The 8,774-nt window shown below is 43.5% G+C and carries 4 protein-coding genes; all 4 read left to right on the forward strand.

Translation table 11 applies throughout. From position 1 onward, the window contains the following. The first annotated feature begins 150 nt into the window (after window positions 1-150). Window positions 151-441 carry a UPF0223 family protein gene (locus tag FFM73_RS03175; protein WP_225362391.1) on the forward strand — a complete coding sequence of 97 codons (291 nt, stop codon included), beginning with the start codon at window positions 151-153 and terminating at the stop codon, window positions 439-441. 4 nt (window positions 442-445) lie between these two features. Further along, window positions 446-1,231, forward strand: coding sequence for an inositol monophosphatase family protein (locus FFM73_RS03180; RefSeq protein ID WP_137630344.1), 786 nt, complete (start codon window positions 446-448; stop codon window positions 1,229-1,231). A gap of 118 nt (window positions 1,232-1,349) precedes the next feature. Then, the gene (gene typA, locus FFM73_RS03185; RefSeq protein ID WP_137630345.1) at window positions 1,350-3,185 is read left to right on the forward strand and encodes a translational GTPase TypA; all 1,836 of its coding nucleotides are present in this window, start codon (window positions 1,350-1,352) and stop codon (window positions 3,183-3,185) included. A 539-nt stretch (window positions 3,186-3,724) separates the two neighbouring features. Then, the coding region (locus FFM73_RS03190) for a mucin-binding protein (protein WP_137630416.1) at window positions 3,725-8,774 on the forward strand (5,050 nt) is incomplete at its 3' end.

Here is an 8,774-nt window from a genome sequence, read left to right on the forward strand (position 1 = left end):
AAAGTATAACGCCTGGGAGACTAGGTGTCCTTTTTTTGCAAAAAAACAGGCCTAAGTTTCTCAGTGTTGAACTTAATCAACACTAAAAAGCTTAGACCCCTTTTTTGCTGTATAATGGTCGAGAAGAAAAAATATAACGGATGGGGTGCCATTTTGAAAAACTTTAGTTATCCCTTAGGAAATGACTGGACAACGGACGAAATTATTAGTGTGACGGACTTTTATCGGCAGGTGGAAGATGCTTACGAGCTGTCACAGGGCGTGACAGTGAGCGCACTGCTTTCAGCGTATAAGGCCTTTAAACAAGTCGTCACGTCTAAGTCTCAGGAAAAGCAGCTTGGTAAGCAGTTTGAACAGTTGACCGGCTATAGTTTATACCTCACGCTCAAGGCAGCCCGTGAGACTGCCAAAAAGTCGGTTAAAATGACGATTGGAGGTTAGGTCGATGAATGAAACGGAACTTCGCCGAATCGATCGTACGGTCAAGCAATGGCTTCACATGTCACGTGAGTTTATCCTGACCAAAATGCAGCAGAATTTAAAGGTAGCGACTAAAACTAGCCGAAAAGACCTAGTGACCAACGTTGATAAGGAAAATGAAAAATTTATTATCAACAAGATCAGAGCCTTTGCACCTGACAGCCAGATCTTAGGTGAAGAGGGCTTTGGTGACCAGGTCAAGTCGACTAAGGGGCTCGTCTGGGTGGTCGACCCGATTGACGGCACCATGAATTTTGTGAAACAGCGTGATCATTTTGCCATCATGATCGCCCTTTACGTCGATGGTCAGGGTGTTTTGGGCTATATCTACGATGTCATGGGCGATGAGTTGCTTTCTGGCGGACCGGAGACCGGCGTGTTTCAAAATGATGAGCCGCTAGTTGCCCCTGAAAATATTAATTTACGTGATGGCCTAGTGAGCGTCAGCGGACCAATGGTCGTCCACGATTACCGTAATTTTCAGAAAATAGCGGATGCCAGTTCTGGTCTGAGAATCTATGGCTCAGCTGGGATTGAAATGATTCATTTATTAAAAGGAGAGATCGTCGCCTACGTCTCATATTTGAAACCATGGGATTTTGGTGCCGGTAAAATTTTGGCAGAAAGTCTTGGTCTGAAGGTAACAACGGTTGACGGCAAGCCTCTAGATATGCTATCATCAGATTTCGTAATGGTAGCAACGGTAAAAGCACAACAAGACATTCTGCCAATCATCGGTTCAAACGTCTGACTGTGACGCTGGTCACAGTTTTTTTATGGCGTTAAGTCAAGGTGTAGAGTGTGGAGACTGCGCTACATCTGACCGTTAAATAAGAGAAACACGTGTTTATGAAAGGAAGAACAAGATTTTGAAAACCAGAGATGACATTCGTAACATCGCAATTATTGCCCACGTTGACCACGGTAAGACAACCTTGGTTAATGAATTAATGAAGCAATCAGATACATTAGATAGCCATACGGAGATTGCCGACCGTGCGCTGGACTCCAACGATATTGAAAAGGAACGTGGGATTACGATCCTGTCGAAGAACACTGCTGTGCGTTATGGCGACAAGCAGATCAACATCTTGGATACCCCAGGACATGCTGACTTCGGTGGTGAAGTTGAGCGGATCATGCGAATGGTTGATGGTGTTTTGCTGGTTGTTGATGCCTTTGAAGGTACCATGCCACAAACCCGTTTCGTTTTGAAGAAAGCCTTGGAACAACATTTGACACCAATCGTGGTGATCAACAAAGTTGACCGCCCAGGTGCCCGTCCTTCAGAAGTTGTTGATGAAGTTTTGGACCTGTTCATTGAATTAGGTGCTGACGAAGATCAACTTGATTTCCCAGTCGTTTATGCTTCAGCTATGAACGGGACTTCAAGCTACGATCCAGACATTTCAACTCAAGAACACACCATGAAGCCAATTTTCGATACCATCATTAAGCACATTCCATCACCACTTGATAACTCGGACGAACCACTTCAATTCCAAGTTGCCTTACTGGATTACAACGATTTCGTTGGCCGTGTTGGGATTGGCCGGATCTTCCGTGGAACCATTAAAGTTGGTGACCACGTTACGGTTATGAAGCTTGACGGTACCACTAAGAACTTCCGGGTCACTAAGCTGTTTGGTTTCTTCGGTTTGAAGCGTTTGGAAATCAACGAAGCCCACGCCGGTGACTTGATTGCCGTTTCTGGGATGGAAGATATCAACGTTGGTGAAACGGTGACGGCTTCTGATACCCAAGAAGCATTACCACTTCTGCGGATCGATGAACCAACCCTGCAAATGACTTTCCGGACTAACAACTCACCATTTGCTGGTCAAGACGGTAAGTTTGTTACCAGCCGTCAGTTGGAAGAACGTTTGAAGACTGAATTGGAAACCGATGTTTCGTTACGTGTTGACAATACTGACGAACCAGGTGCCTGGGTTGTTTCCGGCCGTGGTGAATTGCATTTGTCGATCTTGATTGAAACCCTTCGTCGTGAAGGCTTTGAACTCCAAGTATCACGTCCAGAAGTTATCTACCGAGACGTTGATGGCAAGAAGTCAGAACCATTTGAAGAGGTTCAAATCGATACCCCTGACGAATACACTGGTAGCGTAATCGACTCACTTTCACAACGTAAAGGTGAGATGCAGAACATGGAGAGTACTGATAACGGCCAAACCCGTTTGACCTTCTTAGCACCTTCACGTGGCTTGATCGGTTACTCAACTGAATTCATGTCCATGACTCGTGGATATGGTATCTTGAACCATACCTTCAAGAAGTACGCACCAGTGATCAAAAACTGGAACCCTGGCCGTAAAAAGGGTACTTTAGTGTCAATGAACGCCGGTAAGGCAACGACTTATGCCATGATGGGTATTGAATCTCGTGGGACCTTATTGATCGATCCAGGTACTGATGTTTACGAAGGAATGATCGTTGGTGAAAACAGCCGTGAAAACGACATCACCGTTAACATCACCAAGGGTAAGAACTTGACCAACGTCCGTGCTGCCGGTTCCGACGACATGGCCCGTATCAAGACTCCCGTTCATTTATCACTTGAAGAATCACTTGAATTCTTGAACACTGATGAATATTGTGAAGTTACCCCTGACCACGTCCGTCTGCGGAAGCAAATTCTAAGCACTAACGAACGTGAAAAGGCTGCTAAGCGTGCTCGGCACAACTAGCCTAAATTAAAAATTTAATGATCGGTGAATTTTTGCCGATGATAAAAATCCTCCTATGGTTGAGGGATGAAGCTTACTTCATCTCTCAATTGCGGGAGGACTTTTTAGTATCAATTATGATATTAATTTGACAGTTGTTTATAAATGTAACATTTAGGCCAGCAGGTTAGCGATTAGAATGAGTGACCATGGGGCTTGATAGCAGTCATTCAGATGGTTAGAGAATGGTGGTTAAAGCATGGCACTGTAATTAAAATGAAATCTTATTCTGGTATACAATTTATAGGTTATGCGTTATAATTTCTTTAAATTGATATATTACTTTAAGTAGTTAACGCCGTGTATCAATCCTGGTTGTTTTGCAAAAAAGCGTATCCATTATGGGGGATTTCGCCGGCAAGAATGATCTCAAAATTAAGAGGTGGGGGATCCTATGGAAAAAATTGAGATTGTAATAAACCGTTTATTTGATAGCTAGATTGTTAAAATAGAGCATAGTTATTATTTTAATCAATCGTTATTAAAAGGGAGACAAATTCATGGTAGGGAAAAATAATCAATCAAAGACGATTCAAGCTAATTTGAAACAGCATTATAAAGCATACAAGGTTGGCCGGCAATGGGTGTTTGTCAGCCTTGCCAGCTTATCCATGGGTGCAGCACTGTTTTTAGGTGCAAGCACCAGCTATGCAGCAGAGGATCCGGATACGACACCTGAAACTGAAAGTAATCAAACGTCCGACAAAGCAGCTAGTGTCACGACAGCTAAGACGGTAACGTTGCCAGCATCAACTGAATCGGCACAATCAGCGGTGAAGGACGCGGTAACTGCTACTAAGCCAGCGACGACAAATGTAACCGCTGTTAATGATCAAACTTCTGATAAGAATGCTAGTGCGGTGAAGCCGGTTGCAACTAAACAAGCCGTTTCAGCAGTCAAGCCTAGTGATCAAACTGGTGAGCAGCAGCCGACTGCAACTACTCATACAGATAATGTAACTCAAACATCACCACAAGCTGGGTCTAAAGCCGGAAATAACGGGTTAAATGACACAACAAATCATGGTGAACAAGTTAGTGTGCCTAAAACTGATAGTAAGGTTGCCACTGATTCGACGAGCACCGGAAATAAAGAAGTAACGACTGCACCAACTGCTGAAGTAAAAACCGATACGCCAGCTAATCCTGAAACGACCGCACCTGCTAAGGCAGCCACATCAGGTAAGACCACAACGACAGGTACAACGCCTACTCAAGTAGATACGGTCAAAGTCGCCCAGTTGGAAGCGCAAATGAAAACGCTGTTGGTTGATCCAACTGCGGTTGATATTACCCAAGCCCAGACGATTGGCTCAGAGCTGTACGCGCTAACTGGGCAGCCGCAGAAGATTGTGGCGGTTGCGGATGGTGAACAGCCATCAGTAAAACTGACGACTTCTACCGCTAAGATTGGTTACGGCCAATCTACTGATGATGTGGTAGTCACCGCTAAAATGACGGTTAATGCGCATGATACAGTTACAATTACTGTACCGACAAATTTGGATGATTTGGAGTGGGATCCGGTAAAATCGGTTGACGACTTACCAAAGGGTGATGGCACAACCGCTTATACGAAAAATGCTGATAATACGTACACTATAACCAACACTTTTGCTGAAGGTGGAATCTTTATACAAAAAATAGCCTTGGTACAGCTGGCCAATAATGCCGGCAAGACGAAATTAACTGCTGATCAAGTTAATACAGAAACTAAGGGCGATATTACTGCAACAATTAACGGCAATCCAGATTCATCAGCCGCAATAACGTTAACGCAGGAAAGTCAGCCTAAATTGACAATTTCAACACCAACGCGAGTAAAGCCTAAGCCAACGAATGTTACAGATGATAATGGTAAGAATGTTGTGGATGCGAATGGTAATCCAATCGTATCTGCGGATGAAATTGTGCCCAATACGGACTATATCTACCAATTTGATGTCACTGATTCTATCGGTATCAAAGATGACTCCGTAGCTGAAAAAGGAATTGATTCTAGACTTAACACCGCTGGAACAACAATTACGATTCCTGTCCCAACCGGTTTTGTTTTAAATAGTGACTTGACTGATTCACTTAACGAATTTCCAGTGGGAACTACGTCAGTTACACAAAGTACGGATGGCAGTCAGGTTATTGTGACAGTACCTGCTAATACCACCGTAGGACAAAAGGGTTTTTACCTTGCTGGTAAATATACCAATAAGTTGACGAATACAGTACAGACTTTAACCGCTAACGGTAAGTCAACGATTACACAACAAATTCCTAATGGGCAAACGTTGACCGCTACTAGCCAGCCTTTGACTGAAAAGATGATGGCAATAGGCGATGGCGTAGTCCCAGCCGTTGGTAATGTTGACGTTTATGGTAACAGTGGTACTGCCCCCGGTAAATTATTACTAAATAGTAGTGCTGCTGACAGTCCTAAATATATCAGTAGTTATGGCTTTGGCGTAGATTCGGCAACACCGATTACAGATGCCCAAATCACGATAACGGTTCCGGATGGGATTGATGCTACTGGGGTTCAGGTTCCAGTACAAGCTGCCAACCAAACCAGTTATTTACCAGGAACAACTTCGTATGAATACACGATTACACTAGCTGATGGGACTATCCAAACAGGGCATGTTGCAGCAGGTGGAACAATTGTCAAACAAGGGACGACCACTTCAACGATAAGTAAAGTTGTTCTTATGCCTAATTACTTAGCACCGGGGGCAACAACCGGCGCTGCAGGCGCACAGACTGAAAACAATGCCGTTCATTTACTTGGGAAACTAGCACCTAAATATTCGAATGGTAATCCTGTAAAAACTAATGATTCGTTGAACTTTAAGGTCAATATTCAAATGAAAGAAGATAAATATACTCGTCTGGATTCAACGCCTGAAACTGTTTCTGATGCACAGGGACGTGTGGAAAGCTACTTTTCACAGACCTCTCATACTCCGGGAAAAGATAGTGGCTACCTTGCCCTTTGTATTAATGGACAGAGTCACCAAACAACGGATCAAATTTACGAACCAATTTTATATTTTGTTCTGCCAGCTGCAACTAGTATTAAAAATATTAGGGGACCGTTAAACGCGGCTAAGATTTCGTACTATACAACAGATACTGGACAAACGGGTGTTAAATTTGATTACACTGGGACAGGTATGTCAGTTAATACTGGATTAGATACGAACACTTATGGAATAGATTTGGTGAATAATGCTGATGCACTTCCTGGCGATTATCCTGTTTATCTGTACGTGACATCACCTACTACTCCGCTCACAGGTACTGGCACTCTTGAAAATCAAACTAAGGTTGCTAGTTCTTATTTAACTGAAATAGATGGTGTAGCTGATGGAAAAACAATTTATGTGGAACCAGTTGATGGGAAAATACTAGTTGACGGGAAACCAAAACTAGTTGACGGGAAACCAGTTTATGCGAAACATGCTGATACAACATTTACCGATGGTGATGCAAATGCTGTATGTACCCCTGACTATAATGGGGTCCGCAGTTGGAATATCACGGTTGCTGCCGGAACCGTAGCACAATCAATGGCTCAAGGCAATCAAGGTGGTATGGCAACTAATAATGGGACGTCTGACGTGCGAGACGGTGATCAGCTGAATTTCTATACCGATATCGTTAATACATCAACAGCTGTCAATGACGCTTCAGTTGCGATTAACCTGCCTAAAGTTGGTGATGGTCAAGGATCAACTTATAATTTTCAATTAACTGGTCCCGTTACGGTACCAACGACCTATACCACGGCTCCTGGTGCCGGTGCTGGTGCACCATTAACATCAACGGTTTTGTACAGCACGAAACGGTATACTAAGACCGGCACAGGACCTGATACCACTGACTATATTCCGGCGTCTGCAACTACTGGCTGGACCAAAGATGATTGGTCAAAGGTTCAATCGGTGATTGTTAAAGTGGGTAACATAGCGACTGATACAGAGACTGGTCGAATTAAATTAACTGGTACTACTGAAAACTTTGCGGATCAGGCTGGCAAGATCGGTTATTTACAAACAACGATGTACGCTAATGGTGCCAAGGCATCGGTTGCTGATAAAGCAACTTCTATTGCGATTAAAAGTACCTCAACCGTTACTGCGCGGATGCATTACAAGGACAGTACGGGTGCTGATAAATATATTCCGCTTAACGATCTAACCCAGACATTAACAGATAATAAGGATATGTTGAATGCTAGTGATTTTCCGTCACTTGAAGATAAGTTGACTGCTACGGATGCTGCATTGGTACCTGTTGGTTATCATCTGCTAAAAAATCCTGATAATACCTTGCAACTTAAGATTGTTAACTCAGACCACGGTGATTATGGTCCTAATGAACCTAATAAAACCGCTACGTTTGGTGATGTTTCTAAATATTACTTTGATGGTGATATTGTTCAATATGAATTATCTAACGTTGAACAGGTGTCAGCTCCAGTGACCTATGTGGATGATGATGCGCCTAGCTCAGCCTCTAAAGTGGTTAAAACGGCCCCTGATATTTCAGGAAACGTGGGCGACACAGGGACCTACACCGTTGATATGACCGATTTAACACCTAAGGGATACGTATTATCAAAAGGACAGGACAGCACAGTTTCATATACTTTAGCAGCGTATCCTTCGACTAAAATCACTATTCACCTTAGTCATAAGACCAGTACCATTGATCATACGACGCCTAACAGAGATAACAGTGATTTGAATGCAACAATTAACCGAACCGTCAATTACGTTTACGGGACTGATACTGATAAGCCGGGAACATCTGCTTCACCAGTGGTTGTCCAGAAACAAGACTTTACAAGAACGGCAGTCATTGATGACGTCACTAACAAGGTCATCAGTCATGGTGCTTGGACACCGACGAATGGAACTGGTGAAGGTTTCGATGCGTTACCCTCACCAACTATTGCAGGTTACACACCAGATCAGTCAACAGTGGCTAAGATTGAGACCACTGCGTTAACAGCTACTGATCAAGCACGGAATGTGACGGTTACCTATAACATTGACCAAAAAGTGCTGGTTCACTATATTGATGTGAATGGTTCACCTAAAACATCAGGATGGACGCCAAATGATGGTTCTGAGATTACTAAGTCTGTTCAAACGTTTATTGGTGCCGCTGGCGGTGGATATACTAACAAACTTGCAGTACCCACAAATTACACGGTGGTTGGTCAAGATGCCGGAGCAACTGTCGGGACGTATGATAATGATGCGAAAACGGATCAGAATTATAACGTTTACGTCAAGCACGCCACGAAGACGATTACCCCAACCGGTGATCCAACGAATACTAATTTGAAAGTAACAGTCACGCGGACCATCAACTACGTTTATGGCGATGATACTGTTGATCACCGCAAGGGCGACCAAGCATTCTCGACTGTTAACCAGCATCAAGACTACACGCGGACAGGAACCGTTGATGCAGTTACTGGTAAGATTATCAGTTATGGTGCTTGGACACCAACGACTGGGACTGGTGAAGGTCTTAGTGAAATTG

The organism is Secundilactobacillus hailunensis (assembly GCF_005405185.1).
In the GTDB taxonomy this organism is placed as follows: domain Bacteria; phylum Bacillota; class Bacilli; order Lactobacillales; family Lactobacillaceae; genus Secundilactobacillus; species Secundilactobacillus hailunensis.

Coding starts and splice junctions, on each gene's coding strand:
- FFM73_RS03180 (WP_137630344.1), top strand. CDS start 446: ATGAATGAAACGGAACTTCGCCGAATCGATCGTACGGTCAAGCAATGG.